Origin of the sequence: Aequorivita viscosa (assembly GCF_900106795.1) — a bacterium.
Taxonomy (GTDB): domain Bacteria; phylum Bacteroidota; class Bacteroidia; order Flavobacteriales; family Flavobacteriaceae; genus Aequorivita; species Aequorivita viscosa.
In genome coordinates this window covers 1-20,906 of record NZ_FNNS01000031.1, presented here as the reverse complement: position 1 = coordinate 20,906, position 20,906 = coordinate 1, and the positions used below count along the sequence as shown (strand labels likewise).

At 37.1% G+C, this 20,906-nt stretch carries 17 protein-coding genes; 9 read left to right on the top strand and 8 right to left on the bottom strand.

Annotated features, from left to right (window positions below; all coding sequences use genetic code 11):
* Positions 1–22: 22 nt before the first annotated feature.
* The gene (locus BLW28_RS14190; protein ID WP_143036901.1) at positions 23–415 is read left to right on the top strand and encodes a hypothetical protein; all 393 of its coding nucleotides are present in this window, start codon (positions 23–25) and stop codon (positions 413–415) included.
* Between the two features lie 381 nt (positions 416–796).
* Positions 797–961, top strand: coding sequence for a hypothetical protein (locus BLW28_RS15825; RefSeq protein ID WP_159431787.1), 165 nt, complete (start codon positions 797–799; stop codon positions 959–961).
* Positions 962–1,283: 322 nt separating this feature from the next.
* On the opposite strand, the gene BLW28_RS14185 is transcribed toward BLW28_RS15825, so the two are convergent.
* Positions 1,284–3,404: a M3 family metallopeptidase gene (locus tag BLW28_RS14185; RefSeq protein WP_073221499.1), complete on the bottom strand. Its 2,121-nt coding sequence runs from the start codon at positions 3,402–3,404 to the stop codon at positions 1,284–1,286.
* Between the two features lie 398 nt (positions 3,405–3,802).
* Positions 3,803–6,442, bottom strand: a complete 2,640-nt coding sequence (locus BLW28_RS14180) for a DUF4062 domain-containing protein (RefSeq protein ID WP_073221501.1) — start codon at positions 6,440–6,442, stop codon at positions 3,803–3,805.
* 255 nt (positions 6,443–6,697) lie between these two features.
* Between BLW28_RS14180 and BLW28_RS14170 the strand changes: the two genes are divergently transcribed.
* Positions 6,698–8,263 carry an IS1182 family transposase gene (locus BLW28_RS14170; protein ID WP_073221507.1) on the top strand — a complete coding sequence of 522 codons (1,566 nt, stop codon included), beginning with the start codon at positions 6,698–6,700 and terminating at the stop codon, positions 8,261–8,263.
* Positions 8,264–8,290: 27 nt separating this feature from the next.
* On the opposite strand, the gene BLW28_RS14165 is transcribed toward BLW28_RS14170, so the two are convergent.
* The 3 genes from BLW28_RS14165 to BLW28_RS14155 form a co-directional block, all read right to left on the bottom strand.
* Positions 8,291–8,947, bottom strand: a complete 657-nt coding sequence (locus tag BLW28_RS14165) for a hypothetical protein (RefSeq protein WP_073221510.1) — start codon at positions 8,945–8,947, stop codon at positions 8,291–8,293.
* A gap of 465 nt (positions 8,948–9,412) precedes the next feature.
* Positions 9,413–10,078: a uracil-DNA glycosylase family protein gene (locus tag BLW28_RS14160; protein ID WP_073221513.1), complete on the bottom strand. Its 666-nt coding sequence runs from the start codon at positions 10,076–10,078 to the stop codon at positions 9,413–9,415.
* A 156-nt stretch (positions 10,079–10,234) separates the two neighbouring features.
* Positions 10,235–11,302 (bottom strand): DUF3810 domain-containing protein, encoded by a 1,068-nt coding sequence (locus BLW28_RS14155; RefSeq protein WP_073221516.1) that lies wholly within the window; start codon positions 11,300–11,302, stop codon positions 10,235–10,237.
* Between the two features lie 209 nt (positions 11,303–11,511).
* Here BLW28_RS14155 and BLW28_RS14150 point away from each other — a divergent pair, with 209 nt between their 5' ends.
* The 6 genes from BLW28_RS14150 (at position 11,512) to BLW28_RS14125 (ending at position 17,841) form a co-directional block, all read left to right on the top strand.
* Positions 11,512–12,963: an aminoacyl-histidine dipeptidase gene (locus BLW28_RS14150; protein WP_073221518.1), complete on the top strand. Its 1,452-nt coding sequence runs from the start codon at positions 11,512–11,514 to the stop codon at positions 12,961–12,963.
* A gap of 101 nt (positions 12,964–13,064) precedes the next feature.
* Positions 13,065–14,021, top strand: coding sequence for a D-2-hydroxyacid dehydrogenase (locus tag BLW28_RS14145; RefSeq protein ID WP_073221520.1), 957 nt, complete (start codon positions 13,065–13,067; stop codon positions 14,019–14,021).
* A 94-nt stretch (positions 14,022–14,115) separates the two neighbouring features.
* Positions 14,116–14,538, top strand: a complete 423-nt coding sequence (locus BLW28_RS14140) for a DUF6146 family protein (protein ID WP_073221523.1) — start codon at positions 14,116–14,118, stop codon at positions 14,536–14,538.
* Entirely contained in the window at positions 14,535–14,846 is a 312-nt protein-coding gene (locus BLW28_RS14135) for a DUF6787 family protein (protein ID WP_073221526.1), read from the top strand. Before BLW28_RS14140 ends, BLW28_RS14135 begins: the two co-directional genes overlap by 4 nt.
* A 225-nt stretch (positions 14,847–15,071) precedes the next feature.
* Positions 15,072–15,395, top strand: coding sequence for a hypothetical protein (locus BLW28_RS14130; RefSeq protein ID WP_073221529.1), 324 nt, complete (start codon positions 15,072–15,074; stop codon positions 15,393–15,395).
* Between the two features lie 232 nt (positions 15,396–15,627).
* On the top strand, positions 15,628–17,841 hold the full coding sequence (locus BLW28_RS14125; protein ID WP_073221533.1) for a TonB-dependent receptor: 2,214 nt from the start codon (positions 15,628–15,630) through the stop codon (positions 17,839–17,841).
* Positions 17,842–18,114: 273 nt separating this feature from the next.
* Here the strand turns inward: BLW28_RS14125 and BLW28_RS14120 are convergent, their stop codons facing one another.
* From BLW28_RS14120 to BLW28_RS14105, 3 genes are all read right to left on the bottom strand, one after another.
* Positions 18,115–19,017, bottom strand: a complete 903-nt coding sequence (locus BLW28_RS14120; RefSeq protein ID WP_073221535.1) for a hypothetical protein — start codon at positions 19,015–19,017, stop codon at positions 18,115–18,117.
* Positions 19,018–19,066: 49 nt separating this feature from the next.
* Positions 19,067–20,161, bottom strand: coding sequence for a lamin tail domain-containing protein (locus tag BLW28_RS14115; RefSeq protein WP_073221539.1), 1,095 nt, complete (start codon positions 20,159–20,161; stop codon positions 19,067–19,069).
* Positions 20,162–20,613: 452 nt separating this feature from the next.
* On the bottom strand, positions 20,614–20,906 hold a 293-nt coding region (locus BLW28_RS14105; RefSeq protein WP_143036900.1), incomplete at its 5' end, for a transposase.

Below are 20,906 nucleotides of genomic sequence, written 5' to 3'. Positions count from 1 at the left end.
AGGCCGATTACAACTAAAAAAATTGGTCACGGAAATACTTGTCACTGCACCCCACGATAGCGGATGGTCATTTCATAACGGGATCATGCCTTGGGAGGGAAATCTTATGGAACTTTGTAACAAACATCATTTCTTGGGAGAGGATACTGTTATTTATGAAGTGTATTTTGACATCGTGGAAACCTACAAATCTTCCCGTAAAATGGCTTTGGCAATATATGTCGAAAAAAACAGAAGCCTTCCTAAATATGTAATTAATTATTCCATGAAAACGCTTCTATTAATGTATTTGGGAGATGAAATGTACTACCGAAATAGCGCCAGAATCAAAATAGCGCAGAGAAAATACAGGGCATACAACTTTGCACCCATTTCTCAACTCAAAAAAATATTGGAATTCGCCATCAAACCCTAAAACCATTTCCGCGCAAATAAATAATAACAATAATAAATAATATCCCCCGTCATCCAACACCCGTCATCATCCCCACTCAATGCACTACTCACAACAAATTAAGGCTATAGTTACCCAGAGAGATAGTTATAGTCACTCCGAGTTAGTGCTACATTCACCCCTAGCTAAAGCTACTCGAGTGTATGGTTTTCGCTACGTTTAAGCTACTCATCCCCTAGGATAATGCTACTATGTTAAATAATTTAAGCTCCCCAGACTACATGTGCAACCCAGCGACACAATCTCTAGTATGCTTCTTACGCTATGTCCCATTCACCCGAACATATCGATCCCTACCCGAGAAAAATCAGGTCCACAACCTGCCGTATTATCATATATCCTATGGACATACAGTTGCTTACTGACAAATCCTACCGTTATGCCCTCGACCTAAACAAAGAAATCCGAAACTACTTCAAAAAACAAGACCGCCACCTACTCACCATCTACGAATTCGCCGACTACACCAGCATCAATCCCGACACCATCCTATCCCACATAAAATAACTCCAATCACTTGTCATACTATCGCAGTCGAAGTACCAAACCTCCATTGGTTAATAGCTAATGGCTAATGGCTAATGGCTAACGGCTAACGGCTAATGACTAATGACTAATGACTAATGACTAATGAAAAAAAATCAATCTTAAATAATAAACCACGAACTCACAATTTATCAGTAAATGATATTCGTGAATTCGTGGTTCTTTTTTTGATTTATAAAATCACTTAAAATTAAAGACTTTTTCCACCAAGCCCTATTGTGATTCAAATCGTCCCAACATCGTTTTCGATTTCAGTTTCGTTTTCGATTTCGTTTCCGTTTTCCTATTTCAACCCTCGCGCCTTCAACATTGGCCCAATCTTAGGATCTCCTCCGCGCCAAGTTTTATACATTTTTTCAAGGTCTTGTGTATTTCCTCTAGAAAGCACCATATCGCGGAAACGCTGTCCGTTTTCACGAGTCATTCCACCATTGTTTTCAAACCAATTGTAGGCGTCGTGGTGAAGCATTTCAGTCCATAGATACGAATAGTAACCCGCAGCATATCCGCCTGCAAAAACGTGGGCAAAATACGTTGAGCTATAACGAGGCGGTACAGCGTGAACTACGTCCAGTTTAGTTTTCTTAAGTGCTTCCTTTTCAAAAGCAATTACATCTTCAATTTTCTGAGTGCTCGAAATGGTATGCCATTGCATATCTAAATTAGAAGAAGCTAAGTTTTCAGTAATACTATAACCTTGATTGAAAGTGCCAGAGTTTTTGATTTTTTCAATAAGCTCTTCAGGAATCCGCTCTCCTGTTTTATAGTGAACAGCATAGTTTTTCAACACATCAGGATACAGCGCCCAGTTTTCATTGAACTGAGATGGGAACTCTACAAAATCACGCGCTACAGAAGTTCCTGAAAGCGAAGGATATTGTTGGTCTGCAAAGAAGCCGTGTAACGCGTGACCAAACTCGTGGAACATGGTTTCTACTTCATCATAAGTTAATAAAGCCGGGTTTCCTTCTGATGGTTTCGGGTAGTTACAAACATTGTAAATTACTGGCTTTCTATTATACAATTTGGATTGCGTAACAAAGTTAGACATCCAAGCACCTCCTCTTTTGCTCGGTCTTGCAAAGAAGTCAGCGTAGAAAAGGCCTAGTTGATCTCCATTCTCTTCAAAAAGCTCATAGATTAAAACGTCTTCGTGATATGCAGGAATATCTAATCGCTCTTTAAAGGTGATTCCATATAGTTTTGTAGCAGCGTAAAACACTCCGTTTTCCAAAACATTCTTCAATTCAAAATAAGGCTTGATTTGCTCTTCATCTAGATCGTACTTTTCTTTTCGAACCATTTCAGCATAGTAATTCCAATCCCACGGTTCCAAAGTAAAATCTCCGCCTTGTGCTTTAACCATCGCCTGAATTTCATCCGACTCAGCTTGTGCCTTTGCCGTTCCCGCTGGAATAAGTCCGCCGAAGAATTTATTTACATTCGCAGGTGTTTTGGCCATTGTTTTCTGAAGACTCCAAGCCGCATACGTATCAAAACCTAATAACTTCGCCTTTTGCGCTCGAAGCGCTACAAGTTCTTTTACTATTTCTCTTGTGTCGTTATCGCCTTCATTTGCCCGATTCCAAGCAGCTTTAAACAGCTTTTCCCTACTCGCTCTGTTGTCCATAGACACCAAAAGTGGTTGCTGGGTTGTGTTCAGCAAAGGAATAGTCCAACCTTTTCCATCTTCATTCGCTCTCGATTTCAAAACATCTTCTGAAACTCCTGCCAAATCTTCTTTATTCGTAAAAGTTACAGCTCCCGCGTTGTTTGCTGCTAAAAGCGTTTTTCCAAATTGCGTAGTAAGTGTTGCTAATTTAGAATTGAATTCCTTCAATTTCTCTTTGTCTTCTGCAGAAAGGTTTGCTCCAGCAATTTTGAAATCTTCGTAGTAATTCTCAAGTAATTTCTTTGATTCGGGGTCTAAGTCTAACGATTCCCTCTTGTTGTATAACGTTTTAAAACGCTGAAAGAGATTCTCATTCAAGTAGATTGCATCTCTCTGGGCAGCGAGTTTGGGCGCCATTGCCTCATCGATTGCCTGAAGCTCATCGTTTGTATGTGCAGAGCTCAGAGCTCCAAAGACCTGTAACGACCTACTTAGCAAATCTCCGCTTTTTTCCAAGGCAACAACGGTATTCTCAAAAGTCGGTTCTTCAGGATTACCAGCGATCTCATCAATTGCTTTTCGTTGTTGTTCAATTCCAGCAAGCATTGCCGGCTCGAAATGTTCGTTTTTTATCTTCGTAAAATCCGGTGCATAATACGGCAAAGTACTTTCTGCCAGTAGCGGATTCTCGGTTGTATTCATTTCTTCTTCATTTTCAGTTTTGGTTTCTTTTGAATTGTTACAAGCTGAAACCAACACAGCTAGCATCAAAAAAGGGATTGCTTTTTTCATCACAGAAATATTTTTTTTAGAATGAGTCGTAAAGATACCAAATAGAAAGTCAATAGTTTTGATTATTTTGGAAATCCAAAAGCCTCAAACAACGTAGGTGTCATAAAAGGGTTTTATAAGAACATTTGGTTATGAGTAACAAAACGTAATTATTGAATACGGAATGAAAGAATGCTGAGTTGCCGATAAGCCTTACGCTGTGGTGTGTTTTGCATGAACCGCTTCAAGTAGAAACTAGCTTTGGGAAATCCGGTCTGGATATCTAGGGGGATTCTAAGTGAGGACCAATCCAAGCATCGCTTATATACTTCTTAAGTTTGATTTAATATAAATCAAACTTAAGGAGAGCTGTGGTGAAGGACTTGTTTTATAGCGAAGGTCTTTGTTGTAAGACGTTTTTATTTCATTTTATTAATTAACCCCAAGTCAGGATTTTTCTTTTGGTATAAATGCTTAGCACGACATTTTCTAGCCAATAAATTTAGTATTCTTTTATCCCCCAATTCCGTTGCACTAAAATCAATATTGTAATTTAAAACAGATAAAACATCTGATAAATAGAATGAGTTTTTATCTAAATTAATTATGTAATTATCAATTACTTTATTCCAATGTTTTGGCCTTTCTGCTGTTAAAAGAAGCATAAGTTCGTGTTTGATTAAGCTATTAGATTCATTTTCAGCTTTTTTAATTAATAATGGACCCATTTTTGTCGAAAACAAGTCATCTTTGAAGAATTTCACAATATTGCTAGGTATTGCTAACAAAACAGCTTTTCTTCTTTCTTCGACGGAATTAAATTTATTAAAGTCTTCCTCCACCAAGTGGAATTTTGCACCTTCAAAACTAGCACTTCCTTTATCACCAAGGATAGGCGATAAGGCAATCAATAATTTGTTCATTTCGAGCCAAGCTACTGTAATATTGTTTAATAGCTCAGTTCTTATTTTATGGTCAACAAAATCGCTATTTCTTAGAGCTCGTGAAGAGGCAGAAATTTGTCGCATAAGTACTAGAAACGAATAATCTCTAAGAACAGTATTAATAACCTGATGATATGGTTTTATTTGGTCATAATATTTATCACTGTATTTATCTTTTACTTCATCAGGTAGACCTGACGAAACTACATCTTCTCCTATTTTTTTTTCTTCTCTTTCAAGACTTTCAATCTCTGGTTTCCAAGAAATAGATTTGTAAGGGTTTATAGTGTCTGGAATATTGACTTTTGCCTTCACTATCTTTAAAGTCTCACATATATCCTTATTTAAAATTTTTATAGCATCCTCTCTATTTCTATCAATACCTGTGTAAAATTCTATTATTTCTGGATAGTCAACATACTTTTTTTGAGAATAAATACTTTCTAAAAATTCTTTATTCATTTTCATTCTTTGAGCAATAAAGTAAAATACCCAATAAGAGTTTCTGAAATATATGGTTTGAGTGAATTTGTTATGCGTAAGGATGGAATTATCAATTAAAAGGTTTAACAGATAAGATAGGTCTAAATCAATGTAGTTTTGCTCACAGAAACTCTTTAGTACAGTTTTAAATGTCGACTCGTTAAATTCAAAATCATTCTTTTCAACTAAATATTGACAGAAATACCCTAGAACATAATTACAATCCTTTATGTCAGGTTTTTTGTCATAGTAGGTTGGTATTTCATAATCTTCGAAGATTGTGGAAAGTATTGTTTCTAAAAGTTTTGTTCTATTGACTGGTGAGTATTCAGAACCAATTCTTGATGAAGCACGTAAAACACTTAAACAGTTTTTTACGGTACGATGAAGATTTAGTGTTTCTAAATCTTTAGTTACCTTTTCTAAAATCGTATCGTTGTCGTCAATTAATTCTTTATCCTTTGCATAAGAATTAACAACTGACCTTAGTTCATTTTTCGGTAATGGTAGCAGATAGTAGTTTGTAAAAGTGCGTTTAATTTCAACTTTATCATCTTCATCTGATTTAAGGAAAAAGTTGTTGTCTAGAGTATTTAGTATTATTATTGGTATTTCTGTTAATTCGCTACATACGTTTTTAATTAAAGGCATCATACCTAGTTCTTCGAAGCAAACTGCATCGAGAATAATACAGTCAATTTCTAAAATTTCCTTTTTGTAATATTCATTCGCCTCTTTTTTTAAATCCTTAATAACTTTATGTTTTTTTGTATCCTTAGCATTTAAATACAAAAAAGTTTTTCCTTTTTTCCAGGCTTGTAATTTTAAATAGTGAGCCAAAGAAGTAAGCCCAAATTCAGTAGGTGCTTTAATTATAATGTCTTTTGGCTCTTCAATGATTGAACTAATTTCTATTTTATTTTCTAAATTTTTATTTGGATTATTAGGAATTTCTCTCTTTGAGCTTATAATCGGTTCAATCCAAATTGGACTTTTCTCGTTGTAAGTTTTTAAAGAGTTTTCTAAATCTTGATTTAAATTTTCAATTATTAAGTCAACTTCTTCTGCTTTTTCATCTGGATTAGATAATGGTGAATTTTCTTTAATAAAAAGTTCTAGTTTTTCTTTTAATTGCTTTTTAAATTCGTTTTTATTCTCAAAATCAACGTATAGTCCTTTGTCTTGTATATTTGATTTAAATTTCTTTACCAGTTTTCTTTGTACCACAATTTTGTCAATATCTGGATGGTCGATATCAATATTATCTTTGCCAAAAAAGAATATGATTTTAGGGATACTATTATTTGATTTTTTCTTTCTTTCTAATGCATCATTAAATTCGTGTTCAGTTCCGCTTCCTGCTTTTTTAGTAGGATGCCCGAATCGATTTTTCATTATTCCAATAAAAATATCATAATTGGATTTTTTGATAGATTCATCAATGATTTCTTGGCCATTTTTACCCATATCAGGTAAAACATCATACTCCCACATAAATAGCTTAAAATTAATACCTAAATACTCTGCTAGTCCATTATTAATTTCTTTAATAATTTCTTCACAAATCTCTCTTTCTTCTTTACAATCTCCTGGTGATGAGATAAAGCATTTATAGATTTTTAATAATTCCATATGATGATGTTATGTAGTTTGCTAGTTTTAAATAGCGTACAACGTTTGGGCTATGAGCAGTGCGCCAAAAATGAATTGATTTTCGGATTATGTACTAAGCCAAAACTTTATTTTTTACTTATTTTTCTGTTTGCCAAAATGAAGTTTTGGCGATTTCGTAAATATACAACTGCTTTTCGGTTCGGCACTTATCCCGCATTGCTTATAGCTAATGTGCCTGTTGCACAAGTTAAGAAATTTCCTTAATTTCATGCCATGCAAGGAAAAAAGATCTACCAAGAAAAGCTCTTCAACGATTTTCGTTTGAGTGAGCGTGTTCCAGAGCACAATTTTTACCGACGGCTCAGGTCGGTTCTGGACCTAAATTATCTATATGCTCTTACCAAGGGTTTTTATGGCGACAGCGGTCAGAAGAGCATCGATCCCATCGTGTTTTTTAAATTCTGTCTTGTTGGGTATTTGGAGAACCTCACCAGCGACCGCAAGCTCATTGAGCATTACGCCATGCGTCTGGACATCCTGTTCTTTTTGGGCTACGACATCGACGAAGAGCTGCCTTGGCACTCTACCATCAGTCGCACGCGGCAGCTGTTCCCGGAGGATGTTTTCGAGACCGTATTCAGTAATGTTTTTAAGCTTTGCGTGGAAGCTGGAATGGTCAGCGGCCATACGCAGGCGGTGGACAGCGCTCCGGTGAAGTCCAATGCTTCTATGGACAGTCTGGAATTGAAAGTTCCGGAAGAAGAGTTGGAGGCACACCTTCGCAAGCTTCGCCATATCAGTGCTTCGGACAAGGAGAAACCCCTGCGCCAGGCAAAGACCAACAAGGCAGCCAACGACCAACAACACATATCGGCCAGCAGTACCGAGTTGCAGGAAATAAAGAGCCGCAATAAAAAATGGGCCAAGGATCAAGACCAACGTCCCGGAGCAGGCAACAAGGGCAGCAAATATACCAGCAACAAGACCCACTACAGCTCCACCGATCCCGACGCGCGTATTAGCGTAAAACCAGGCAAGGCAAGAAAACTTAACTATTTGAGCCAACTCAGCGTAGACACTGCTCACCACGTAATCAGCGATATCAAAGCCTACCATGCCGATGGAAAGGACAATCAACAGCTGCAGGATATTGTACAGCGGTTAAAAGGTCGATTATGGAGAGAAGGTCTCGTGTGGGAAAACTGTGTGGCCGACACGGGTTACAGTAGCGGAGATAACTATGCATTCCTTGAAAGACAGAGAATCAAGAGCTTTATTCCGCCCCACGGAACCTATAAAGGCGGGCCGAAAGGTTTTGACTATATCGAAGATGGAAATTACTGGCTGTGTCCACAAGGGAAGAAGGTAACTTTCCGCAAGAAAAAGCTCGAAAAAGGCACGCTCAAGGACAACTATTTTACCAGAAGGAGCGATTGCAAAGGCTGTCCCATTAAGACCCAGTGTATCGGGAATTCCCACGAAAAACGAATCAATATTACGGCATACCGGGAGGAATATGAACGGAACATAGCTCGGGTCAATAGTCCCAAGGGCAGGTATATGAAAGCCAAACGACAGAGCACGGTAGAGCCAGTCTTCGGGACACTCACACAGTTTATGGGGCTGGGAAAAGTAAATACAATTGGACTGGCGCAGGCAAACAAGTGCATGCACCTCTCGGCAATGGCTTACAATCTTAAAAAGTATCTCAAGTTTGTCCAAAAACGGACGAAAAGTGGGGCGGGAAGTCTTGCTTCATCGTTTTCTATAAAAACCCCCTTCCAGAAATCTATATCGTGGATTTTACGGCACTCAAATATAGACTCTTCTCTAGTGTGATGAAAAAACAAACCCGCTTAAAACGGTTTATATGGGATCAAATTTCACAAAATTAAAGGGTTGTGCAACGGTTACTAATGTTGGTGGTAGTGTATTTTTGAATTCTTGTATTTCTTCGTATTTATCAATTCCCAAATATTCAATTAATTTTAAAAAATGAATCTTATTTTCAGAGTAATATTGTAGTAATAGTTCTCTCATTTTCAGGAATTCATTCTCAAACATTAGTTGAAAATTCACTTTAGTTTTATGACCGTTGGTTAGTGTTAACTCACATATGTTAGATGTTCCATTTGTTCTTCCTGGAGCAAAGTCTCCTGGCGCTTGGGATTCCCATTTATCAAAATAATCACCTATATAAAATTCAATTTTCTTAATTTCATTTAGTTCGATCCTTATGTCATCAATTATGATTTCACGGGTTCTGAACCTCAATTTATTGTTTAGATTTCCATTAAGTGGTTTTCGTTTTGACGCTTGTGTGATTTTAAAATATATCATTAACATACAAGCTAAAATTCCAACTCCCTGACCAAGATTTTCAATTGTGCTATTGTCAAGATATTCTCCGGCTAAATATGCGATTCCTATACCAATAAAAAACAGGGAATAAACGACAATATTCACTGATAATCTAAAACCTTTGTTTTTAGTAAATATTTTGAATTCGATTTCTTGTGTCATTTTACATTACCACCAACAAGGTTATACACGCCCTTTCCAATAAATTCATGGCATATACATCCCAAATATCAGCATATTTTTAATTATATATCCAAATATAACCCAATCTTCCCACAAATATTTACGGGATTCCTTATTTTATCAAAATAACACTGTAATTCAGGCAATAAATAGCATTGTTATAACTTTAAAACGAACAACTCAAACCCCCCAATTTTTCTCACTTAAAATCACCTGACCTACATCAAAAAACCCTGTTTTTGAGCAAATTCTTTATAAGAGGTTTGTTCGAGTCTCCTTCGAGTCTTGTTCGAGTCTTGTTCGAGTCTTGTTCGAACGACTTTCGAAAAAATGTGGCTATTTTCGAACAAGGCTTGAATCACTTACAAAGAACACTCGAACAAACCACTTTTCGATGAAATGAGAAAGGGTAAATTGGTGGTTCTGTATATAACATTACAGTATTTACTCTAAAAAAAATGGTTTGTATTGCGCAACTCTAAAGTCTATGGTTGTAAACTTTGGATTTTCGGCTTTCATCCTTTTATATGCATCAAGACTTCCCACTGCCCTATTTGCCGCTCCAGAAGGTGCAATCAAGGAAACGGTTTTAACGATTCGCCCGTTGTCCGGCATTTGAAAGATATGGATACGGGGTACTTTATTTGAAACAACTTTCAAGGAGATATTATACTCCTTCAGCTTTCTTCGGAAGAAGTATTCCGGGCCATTTTTACTGTTACCACCTGTAAAAAGCAGGGTATCAATTTTTGGATGTTGTTGAAGAATAGCAACCAAATCGCGCAGTTCTACCTCCAACATTCCTATGTCGGAAGCATCTACTTTATCACGTCTCGCTGAAGCCACCATATCACAAACCCCAATCCCTCTTTCAAAAAGAAAATGTTCGCGTTGAAAAATGGCTTCGGCTGTAGTTTCAAACTTTAAATTTAGATCGAAAATCTTATCCAATATTGGCCATAACTGCCCATCGCGACTACCGTAACAAAAATCAACATCGCCTTCTTTCAATTCCCCAGTTGTAAATCGCGGTGGCGGCAGCGTGCCTACAATTAACTTTGTCGCCGTTTCAGGAATATAAGGTGGATATGGATGGATGTGGTGAAACAAAATGATTTACGATTAACGATTGGAATTTGCGAATTTTAAAATACAAAGCAAATAGTTTTTCAAAATTTTCCCTGCTACATTTCTACTTCAAATATAGCGATATGATTAATAATGAAAATTGCTGAATCCTCTACCCCGCATTTTCAGGGTTTCAATTCACAACGCCTGGTCTCCATAATAATTTACAACAAGCGCCACCATATAATTGTAGCTCAAAATCCCTCGACTTTGATTGTTGGCTTTTAGAAAACTATCCCAAAAAGCCTTTGACATAGTTTCAAATGGGTTTTGGAAATTTGCCCAGAAATCGCGCATTTCCTTATAACTGGCCATTATTCCAGGATTGATGGTTTCCACGAGTTCGTAGTATTGGCATTCGTCATTTCGAGCAACATCGTTGATGAGATATCGTAAAGTGAAAATATAACCTGCATATTGAATATAAGGATCGTCGTTATGAAGCGTGGCCAAAGTAGCAATAAAATTGGCTTCGTTTTCGGCTGCAAAACCAATTTGATGCGCTTCTTCGTGACAGGCAACCACAGGAAATTTATACGTTTTCACGAGATTATTCACCTGCGCTTCCCCTGAAAAAGGGTTCAAATAACCGCTGTACCCCATATAGGAAAGCCCCTTGCTCCATCCACTCTTTTTAATACTCCGTGGTGAATATGCCAATTGCGGATATTCCTTTTCCAAATTTTGATACCCGTTTAATGATTTTTCAAAGAGTTCAGTTTGTGAATAAGGCAGATCTATTTTCACGCTGTCGGCATAACCCAATTCACGGTGCATTGCATTGCTTTTTTCGATGAAGCGCTTAGTAGTTACGAGCAGTTCCTCATAGGTATATTCACTCTCCAATTGTAAAGATTGGTGCAGCGGAAGCCTATAATAGTTAAAACCCCAAAGTAAGTGAAACACCAAATAAACTATCGAAACGGTAGCCGCAATGTCGACAAAAAACCAATGTGGTTCAAATCGCAATCTGCGTATGTTTTTATATAACCATCGAACGGCCATTAGTCCGATTAAAACATAAAAAACATCGCCAACAGAAAATGGAATCCACCCAAAAAGATATCGCGACACTTTGGAGAGGATTGGATAAAACCCCAAACTATAATATTTTTCAACGAATCCAGGGAATTTTTTTAGGATTTGCAAGAAAATTATCTGGACTGGCAGCAGTAGCGATAGGATAAGCGCGGTTCGTCTTTGCATAATCCAAACTTACGAAGGAAATCTTTCCCTACATAATTTTTATAGCGGTCTAAAAAAAGTAATTTTGCGGAAAAGCTACGCCACAAATGCACGAATTATAAGAAATGCTTTCGCCGCGAAACCTGACAGGTCTCAAAGATCTTTAGGCTTTAAATAAATTCGTGTATTCGCGGTGAGCCAATTATATACGACATAATTAAATACAGACTATGAACGAAGAAATAAGAAACTTAGAGCCCAAAGCACTTTGGAATAAATTTGCAGATTTAAATGCTGTACCTCGACCTTCTAAAAAAGAAGAGCGTGTTATTGCGTTTATGAAGGATTTCGGAAAGAGCCTCAACTTGGAAACTATTGAAGATGAAGTAGGAAATGTAATTATTCGGAAAAACGCGACAAAAGGCATGGAAGACCGAAAAATGATCGTTCTTCAAAGTCATTTGGATATGGTACACCAAAAAAACAACGATACTGAATTCGATTTCGATAAACAAGGAATTGAAATGTACGTAGATGGCGATTGGGTTAGAGCCAAAGGAACAACTTTGGGCGCCGATAACGGATTAGGAGTCGCCACAATTATGGCGATTCTTGAAAGTGATACCATTGAACACCCTGCGATAGAAGCACTTTTCACAATTGATGAAGAAACAGGAATGACAGGTGCTAAAGGTCTAAAGGGCGGTTTGCTGAAAGGTGACATCCTTTTAAATTTGGACACTGAAGAAGACGACGAAATTGGCGTAGGTTGCGCTGGCGGAGTTGATGTTACTGCAGACGGATGCTATAGTGAAGTCGATGCTCCTAAAAACGCGACAAGCTATTCAATTCAAGTTACTGGCTTGAACGGAGGTCATAGTGGTATGGACATCGTTAAAGGGCTGGGAAATGCAAACAAGATGATGAACCGCGTGTTGTTCGCGACAAAAGATTTTATGCGACTTGCAAAGCTTGAAGGTGGAAGCCTTCGCAATGCAATTCCAAGAGAGAGTGTAGCGAAAGTAGCCGTTACTCCTGAAGCGGAATTTCTTTCAGAATTTGAAAAAATAAAGAACGATATTTTAACTGAATACAAATCGTTAGAGACGAATCTGACTATTACGGCTAAAAAATTAAATGAAGATTTAGAAACAGTAATGTCTGAAGAAGGACAGAACAGTTTTTTAAATGTGATGAATGCCGCGCATAACGGAGTTTACAGAATGAGTCCAGATATCGAGGATTTGGTTGAAACTTCTAACAATATCGCCAAGGTTTCAGTGGCTGATGGGCATATTAAAATAGAATGTTTAACTCGAAGCTCTGTAGAATCTTCTAAAAATGATTTAGCAAACTCTTTAACTTCAATTTTTGAACTCGCAGGTTACAAAGCAAAATTAGCTGGAGATTATCCAGGTTGGGCACCTAATATGGACAGTGCCATTCTGAAAGTTTTAGATAGTCTTTATCAAGAAATAAACGGCGAAAAAGCCAATGTAGCAGCTTGTCACGCTGGATTGGAGTGTGGTATTCTAGGTCAGAACTATCCTGGAATGGATATGATTTCTTTTGGACCAACCATTAAAGGAGCGCACTCACCAGATGAACGTGCAAGTATTTCTTCCGCTCAAAAATATTGGGATTTTGTAATCGAGATATTGAAAAACATTCCGAAGAAATAGATTTCTTTGAAGTAATTCAATTTGAAGTAAAAGCTCACAACAGAACAACTATTTAATTCACCCAAAAGAATAAATCGAGGAAACATCGATACACAAAGCTTATGACGATTTTAGTAAACGACGGAATTTCAAAAGGCGGAATCAAAGCAATGGAAGAAGCGGGTTTTGAAGTTAGAAACGTGCATGTAGCACAAGAGCAGCTTCAAAATTACATTAATGAGCATAAAGTAAATGCGCTTTTAGTTCGCAGCGCCACAAAAGTTCGCAAGGACATTATCGACAACTGTCCTACGCTCAAGGTTATTGGGCGCGGGGGTGTTGGTATGGATAACATAGATGTAGATTATGCTTTAAAAAATGGTGTTGAAGTAATAAACACACCAGCTGCTGCTTCAGGTTCTGTTGCCGAACTTGTCTTTGCACATTTATTTAGTGGTGTGCGATTTTTGCACGATTCTAACCGCAATATGCCTTTAGAAGGCGACTCTCGCTTTAAGGATTTGAAAAAAAGATACAGCGCCGGAAAAGAACTTAGAGGAAAAGCCCTCGGTATTATTGGCTTTGGAAAAATTGGGCGCGAAGTAGCAAAAATAGCTTTAGGGTGCGGAATGAAAGTAGTAGCTAGCGACAGCAATTCTGGAAAAGCTGATATAAAACTTAGCTTTTTCGATGGCCAAAGTGTTACTTTAGAAATTAGAACCGAACCTATCGAGAAATTAATAAAGGAAAGTGATTTTATTAGCTTGCATGTACCCGCTCAGTCAGGTTATTTAATTGGAAAAGATGAAATTTCTAAAATGAAAGACGGCGTAGGTATTATAAATGCGGCCCGAGGCGGCGTTTTACACGAAGTTGCTTTATTAGAGGCTATTGAAAGTGGAAAAGTTTCGTTTGCCGCTTTAGATGTTTTTGAAGGCGAACCCTCACCTTCCGTCCAAGTATTAATGAACGAATCCGTTTCATTAAGCCCTCATATTGGTGCTAGCACATTGGAGGCGCAAGACAGAATTGGACTGGAACTGGCAGAACAAATCATAAAAATATTCAACAAGAAGTAAAGTTGAATATTGAATTGATAAGCTTCTGGACAATGTAAGGTTAAAGTCCGATTACTTCAGCTTACTTTTGTTAACTTTGCTAAAATTCATTTATATGAAAACTTTTCTACTGTTATTAGGACTTTCACTTACAATCTTAAGTTGTGGATCGGGAAATACTGGAATAAAAGACAACTCAGACCCTGCAGCTACTAACGGTGACACCATTCGTATTGCAAACGACAATTTGGAGTATGAAATTATCATTATAGAACCTGGGTTTAACTCTTGGCTCTTGGGGCAACCACCACGTGGACATTATGGACAATCTTATTTGGAAACAAAAAACCGAATGTTCGTTTCAGATTTTAACAACCGTGTGCTGCAGCCAACTCGACATTCCAACAACCTATACCCTGAGCAAATAAATTATGATGTTACAGTAGATTACGGATACGAAGTAAATTATTTGCTCTACAATTATTTCATGTATTTTCAGGATAAATACAAACAACGTTTAACAGGAGGAAGAAATTGAAAAAGCTTAAAGAGCGTTGGAATCTTAAATCTAACGGACAACTATTTATTGTTTTTTTGGTATTTGCCATTACCGGCAGCTCAGCTGCAAAACTAGCAGCACCGGTAACCGACTTTTTTCAGATAACAAAAGAAATGGGTTGGTACGTTTATTGGCCATTTAGAATCTTGATTATATTCCCTGTTTATCAAGTACTTCTCGTGTTTTTTGGATGGGTTTTTGGTCAGTTTGAATTTTTCTGGTGGTTTGAAAAAAAGATGCTTCGATCGATGAAATTAGGATTTTTATTGAAAAAAGAAGAACCTTAATTGAATGAAAAATTTAGCTTAACGGTTGAGAGTTCAAGCATCTACATGTAATCGTGCAAAATCTGAAGTTAAAATACATCTATAATTGAATGAAAATATTTGTAATTCGTGAAATTATTAGAATATTTTTGCGACAAAGAATGAAGGATATACTCGTGTGTTTTGTGAAATTGTGGTAAAACATTTAAATCATACGGCATTCACTAAGTCAATTATTTTAAAAGGGTGATTAAACCTAAACCATTTAAGATTTTCTTTGCAGCGATTTTTTCGCTAGCCCTTTTATTTCCTATTGCCATCCAATCTATTCATGCCCTCGAAGGACATGAGCATGAGGTTTGTCACGATTTTAGTACGCACATCCATACAAAGCAATTAGATTGCTCCATATACGATTTCCACTTTTCAATTTTTGACTTTAAGCCTCAGCAACTTCCTGAGTTTACGGTCTTGGAAGGGCATATTCAAACCGAAAGCAATTATCAACAAGCAGCAATAATTGTTGATGCCCCTCATTTCTTCTTAAGAGGACCACCTACCACTGCTTGAGATAAGATTTTGGTACATACACAGATTATAGAATAAAAATATGAGCGGAATTCAACCTTAATTCCCACTCTAAATTCTATAGCTTCTTTTCTTTAGTAGAACTATATATCAGAAAAATAGAAATAGCTTACACCGAGAAAAACTCGTAAAACCGTAATGCTGTTTTAACGCTATATTTCTTATCTCTTCTCGCTATTCTTTTTAATAACATTCAATTTTAAATCAACAAAGCATGAAATATATTTTTCTAATGCTTGCACTGTTCTCTATGGGAATGGCAGCAAGTGCCCAAAACACATTAACAGGAAGTCTAACCTCAAAACAACACGGTACCGCCATAATGGGTACTGTTTATATTCCTCAGATTGAAAAAGGAACTGTAGCCGATTTTGATGGCAACTATACCTTAACCAACATTCCCAACGGAAATCATACTGTAGTATTTTCAGCTCTTGGCTATGGCACCATTTCAAAGCGAATCAATTTTTCAGGTAACCAGATAGTTACTGAAAACATTGAAATGGAAGAAAGTGCTGTCGAAATGGAAGAAGTTATACTTTCTACCCTTTTTCACAAACTCCAAAGTGAAAATGTGATGCGAGTTGAACGGGTTTCAACTGCAGAATTAAGTTCGTCTGGAGCTGTAACTTTGGCTGATGGCATAAAAAACATTCCAGGGGTTGATATAATTAGCACAGGACAAGGAATTGGAAAGCCCGTAATCCGCGGCTTGAGCTCTAATCGTGTTTTAACATACACTCAAGGTATTAGGTTAGAAAACCAACAGTTTGGCGACGAACACGGTCTTGGCATAAATGAAGCAGGTATTGAAAGCGTAGAAGTTATTAAAGGCCCCGCTTCCCTACTTTATGGAAGTGATGCACTTGGTGGCGTACTGTATTTAAACCCTGAAAATTTTGCACCTTCCGGCGAAAGCCACGGAGATGTTAGCAGTACTTATTTTTCAAATACTTCGGGATTCTCAACAAATTTAGGGATACAAACATCCGCTGAAAAATTGAAATTCTTAGCGCGTGGTTCCTATTCATCGTTTAGCGACTATAAAACTGGAGCCGACTATAGTGTAACAAATTCGCGATTTAATGAAAGTGATTTTAAAACAGGGGTTCAATACTTAGGAAACAAATTTAAAACCACTGTTCGCTATAACTACAACCGCTCAAACATTGGTATTCCAGAGGAAATTGGAGCGCAGACTCGTTCAAAAGACTTGGAACTGCCTTTTCAGGAAATAGACAATCACATATTGAGTATGGACAACACGCTATTTCTAAAAAACTCTAGTTTCGATTTAAAAGCTGGGTATTTATATAATGACAGACGCGAATTTGAAGATGATGCATCAACGGCGGCACTGCGTATGCAACTCACCACTTTTAATTACGACTTAAAATACAATCTACCCGATTTTGGAAAATTTGAAACCATTGTGGGCTTACAAGGAATGTTTCAAGACAACAAAAACAAAGGTGAAGAAATATTAATTCCAGATGCAACCACTACTGATATTGGGTTATTAGCAACTACACACTATCATTTAGATAAACTAGACCTTCAAGCGGGAATACGCTATGACAGCAGAAAAATTAAAAGTGATGCCGCAAGAGAGTTTGGCGAAGCTGACTATATACCAGCATTAAACAAAAATTTTACAAGTTTTACAGCTGCTTTAGGCGGAAAAGTAGATGTATCTCAATTATTCTCTGTGCGACTTAATTTTGCAAGTGGCTTTCGAGCGCCAAATCTGGCAGAGCTTACTTCTAACGGAGTTCACGAAGGAACAAACCGATACGAACGTGGAAATTACAACCTGAAAAACGAACATAATTTTCAGACCGATCTTTCTTTAGAATACCGCAACGAACACGTAGAATTTTTTGCAAATGGTTTCTACAATGTCGTTAGCGATTATATCTTTATTTCACCCACAAATGAGGTAATTGACGACACTCCAGTTTATGATTACTTACAGGACGATGCAAAACTCTATGGAGGCGAATTAGGTTTTCATTTACACCCACATCCGTTAGACTGGCTACATTTTGAAAGTAGTTTTGAAACGGTTACTGGCCAATTACAGAACGATGACTACTTGCCTTTAATTCCCGCCAATTCGCTTCAAAACACCTTTAGAGTAGAGTTTGCAGACGGAAAATCAAGACAGCAAAGTTCAGCATTTATTACACTTAAAAACACTTTCGACCAAAAGAACATCGGCACCTTTGAAACCCGCACAGGAGGATATTCCTTATTGAGCGCCGGTGTAGAAAGTAGTTTTAAAATTAATAAGGTACTGTTAAAAGCAGGAATAAACGGCACCAATTTAACTGACAAAAAATACGTCGCTCACCTATCCCGATTTAAATCTGATGGCATTTACAACGTAGGCCGCAGCATTAATTTGAATTTAAAATTGGAGATATAATCTTCTTGCGCACGGTGAAAAGAGCTATTCGGATAATGTGAATTATCTTTCGGATGTTGTAAGCAGCCTTGTGCGAGAGTGTGATTTGAACTCTGTCTGAATAATGCTATACTAAAACTAGCCCGAAGCAGAGTCCACGAGGTATTAAAATTCCTAAAAGGTATACTGAGGGAAATCGAAATGGCAAATTCCAAAGAAAAAACCCAAAACTTAGCGCGTTTTGGGTTTTTAATTTTAGAATCAGTAATTAAGTTATATTATGATTTCCGAATACTAATTAGCTATAATTTGAGCATCATCAATAACCCAAAGTTCGTTAGCCTTGTTGTTAAGCATTTCAATTTTGATGGCTAGATTTGTGGAGTTTGGAATTCCGGTTATTTCGAGGTAAGATATACCGCCAGTAGAAAAATTATTTCCTCCGCCAGAAACAAACTCTGTTGGCAAATCATCGCCGTCATACGAAGTTGTTACAGATCTAGTTGCATCAAATCCCCAGTTATTATTGGAGTCTAAAGCACTTCCTCCTTTAATGAGTAATTCTTGCGTAAATGTACCTTCTGGCCCAGTGGTACTAATAGAGATTACTACAGTATCTGTACTATCCATCCCATTGGTAACCTGTGAATTTGCAAATCCTGCCAAACGTAGTTTAAAAGTAAGATCTGTAACTCCTGAAATATCTACTGGGCCTAATACTAATTCTACCGCTCCGTTACTAACACCAAAGCCTCGATCGCCACTCACATACAACGGAGTATTAGGAAAATCGCCTAAGCCTGTGGTATAGTCTCCACTCCCTGTATCATTATATATTGGCAAATTTGGACTTGCTGGAATTATCTCAAAATTTTGTGTTGCCGAACCAATAGTTATTTCAGAGTCGCAAGCAACATTTAACCACTTAATACCATTCCACATTTGCAAACATCCTTCATCCACTACATACACCAACAAACCATTATCTGTTGGAGTAGCAGCAATTGCATCTCGTGCAGCTATATTTGGAACCCGTGGTAATGTAAACCCTCTATAGCTACCAACGCCATTAGTTTGGCTACTTACCTCCATCCTTGCAACTGCAGAAGGATTGGTAGTACCAATACCTACTTGAGCAAAAACACTGCTTGCAGAAAACAATATAATAAAGAGAGTTAAACAGTTTTTAAATTGCATAAATTAAATTATTTTAAAACAATTACTTAATTTGCTTTTCATTTTTTATTTAATAAGTATGACTTCCTAAACCATCAAAGGTGTCCTGAGGAAATCTATCATAATCTGCAGAATCATATACTATAGAAGGCCCTGTTGCTGATTTTTTTCGGAGAGTTTCATCCTCTGCAAAGTTGGAAATGTTTCCAATCTCTCCAACTACGTCGACAATTATGCTACCAGTAACTTCTCGTAAAGCAACTGGATCATTTCCATTAAAAGTCAACGCACCTGTTTGATCAAAAGTAGAAATTGAACCAGCAGAAGGGTTTTTTACAACCCAAACATCACCGTGATTTAAAGTGGTGCCATTAGTAAAGCTTATAGTAGTACTCGTCGAACTAGCACCATTAAAATATATAGCAAGCTCATAATCATCCAAAGATATTGCCCCTCCCGTAAAGTTTGCAATTTCTATAGCTTTATTATTACCCGATCCCTCAACGTATTCTGATATAAACAAATCACTTGCTGGAGGAGGTCCATCAACAATTGGCCCTCTGTAGTCTGACATTACAGCAACTCCAGGAGACTCTCCTGTTAATGCAACTGGCGTAACCTCAAAAGCAATGTATTTGTTTTCGTGTGCTGCTGTTAACGCAAAAGTACTACTTGTTCCAGATTGAACAGTAGTTTGTCCAGTTCCTGAGTCATCATCTGCTAGATACCATCTATATGTGTGTGATCCAGCTAGATCGCCATCTGCGTCACTATATGAAAAACTAGCAGTAACTGTTTCACCTGGACTGGTTGTGCCTACAAGCTCTAAATCGGTAGCTACAGGTGGTGTATTTAGAGCGTAGCATTTAACATCAATCCAATCATCACCAACCCACAATTGCAAACAACTCTCATCTGCGCCATTGTCTGCAACATAAACCATAAGACCGTAATCACCAACTCCTGGAGCTATTGCGTTACGCGCTGCAATATTTGGCACTCGTGGTGGCATAAATCCTTTGTAATCGCCAATTCCATTAGATTGGCTACTAACCTCTAGCATGGCTGCAGGCGAAGGATTTGTAGTACCAATGCCTACTTGAGCATAAAAACTATTTGCGATGAATAGCATTGCAAATAGCAATAAAGAACTTTTAATGTGCATATTATATAACTTTTTATTTAAATAGAGTTCGCAACAACAACCACTTTAAAGGGTATGAATGAAGCCAACTTATATCTTTTCTCGACAACAGCAAAAGAACAAATAAATATTGACTACACGCACTACTTTAGTGTGAAATTTAATACAGTAAAAAATAAAAAGAATTATAGCTTGGGGGCTGTAAGACTTGGTAGCGAACATAAAAAAAAAAAATATAATATTGTCAAAAAATAACTCTATTTAATTTTAAAAGGAAAGTTCTTCTAACATTTCGGCTTTATAATCAAACAAAATTTAATTATCTAACTAATTTATTCGATTAAAGAAAAACCTGCTGCCAGTACAAGGCTAACGAGAGGTATTTATTAATAAAAGTTTGAAATGTAGGTAGTTTTGTAACTGAAAATTTGCTGTAGAAATGGATCAAGTCCAAAAGTTGTGGGATTTCAGGATTATGCAAAAATTGTTGTTAGTCTAAATAGGAAAAAATCTACGTTCCTTACCCCTCTAAATTGTGCTCTGAATGCTTTTATTTTAGCGTTGAATGATTCTGCTGAAGCATTAGTACTTCGATTATCAAAGTAGTTTAATATGTTCATATAATGTATTGACATTGTTCTGGCGATAGTATTGAAGCTTTTAAAGGTCGCCTGTCTTACTTTTTCATACCATTTTGCCAAGCGTATGAGTGCGGATGTCTTATCTTTTGTGTTATTAAATATCCAAGATAGGTTCTGGCATAATT

What these genes read in the sequence shown, in the direction of transcription:
- BLW28_RS14165 (WP_073221510.1), bottom strand. Translation starts at nt 8,947, where the DNA reads ATGACACAAGAAATCGAATTCAAAATATTTACTAAAAACAAAGGTTTT.
- BLW28_RS14170 (WP_073221507.1), top strand. Translation starts at nt 6,698, where the DNA reads ATGCAAGGAAAAAAGATCTACCAAGAAAAGCTCTTCAACGATTTTCGT.
- BLW28_RS14140 (WP_073221523.1), top strand. Translation starts at nt 14,116, where the DNA reads ATGAAAACTTTTCTACTGTTATTAGGACTTTCACTTACAATCTTAAGT.
- BLW28_RS14185 (WP_073221499.1), bottom strand. Translation starts at nt 3,404, where the DNA reads ATGAAAAAAGCAATCCCTTTTTTGATGCTAGCTGTGTTGGTTTCAGCT.
- BLW28_RS14180 (WP_073221501.1), bottom strand. Translation starts at nt 6,442, where the DNA reads ATGGAATTATTAAAAATCTATAAATGCTTTATCTCATCACCAGGAGAT.
- BLW28_RS14115 (WP_073221539.1), bottom strand. Translation starts at nt 20,161, where the DNA reads ATGCACATTAAAAGTTCTTTATTGCTATTTGCAATGCTATTCATCGCA.
- BLW28_RS14145 (WP_073221520.1), top strand. Translation starts at nt 13,065, where the DNA reads ATGACGATTTTAGTAAACGACGGAATTTCAAAAGGCGGAATCAAAGCA.
- BLW28_RS14150 (WP_073221518.1), top strand. Translation starts at nt 11,512, where the DNA reads ATGAACGAAGAAATAAGAAACTTAGAGCCCAAAGCACTTTGGAATAAA.
- BLW28_RS14120 (WP_073221535.1), bottom strand. Translation starts at nt 19,017, where the DNA reads ATGCAATTTAAAAACTGTTTAACTCTCTTTATTATATTGTTTTCTGCA.
- BLW28_RS15825 (WP_159431787.1), top strand. Translation starts at nt 797, where the DNA reads ATGGACATACAGTTGCTTACTGACAAATCCTACCGTTATGCCCTCGAC.
- BLW28_RS14125 (WP_073221533.1), top strand. Translation starts at nt 15,628, where the DNA reads ATGAAATATATTTTTCTAATGCTTGCACTGTTCTCTATGGGAATGGCA.
- BLW28_RS14155 (WP_073221516.1), bottom strand. Translation starts at nt 11,302, where the DNA reads ATGCAAAGACGAACCGCGCTTATCCTATCGCTACTGCTGCCAGTCCAG.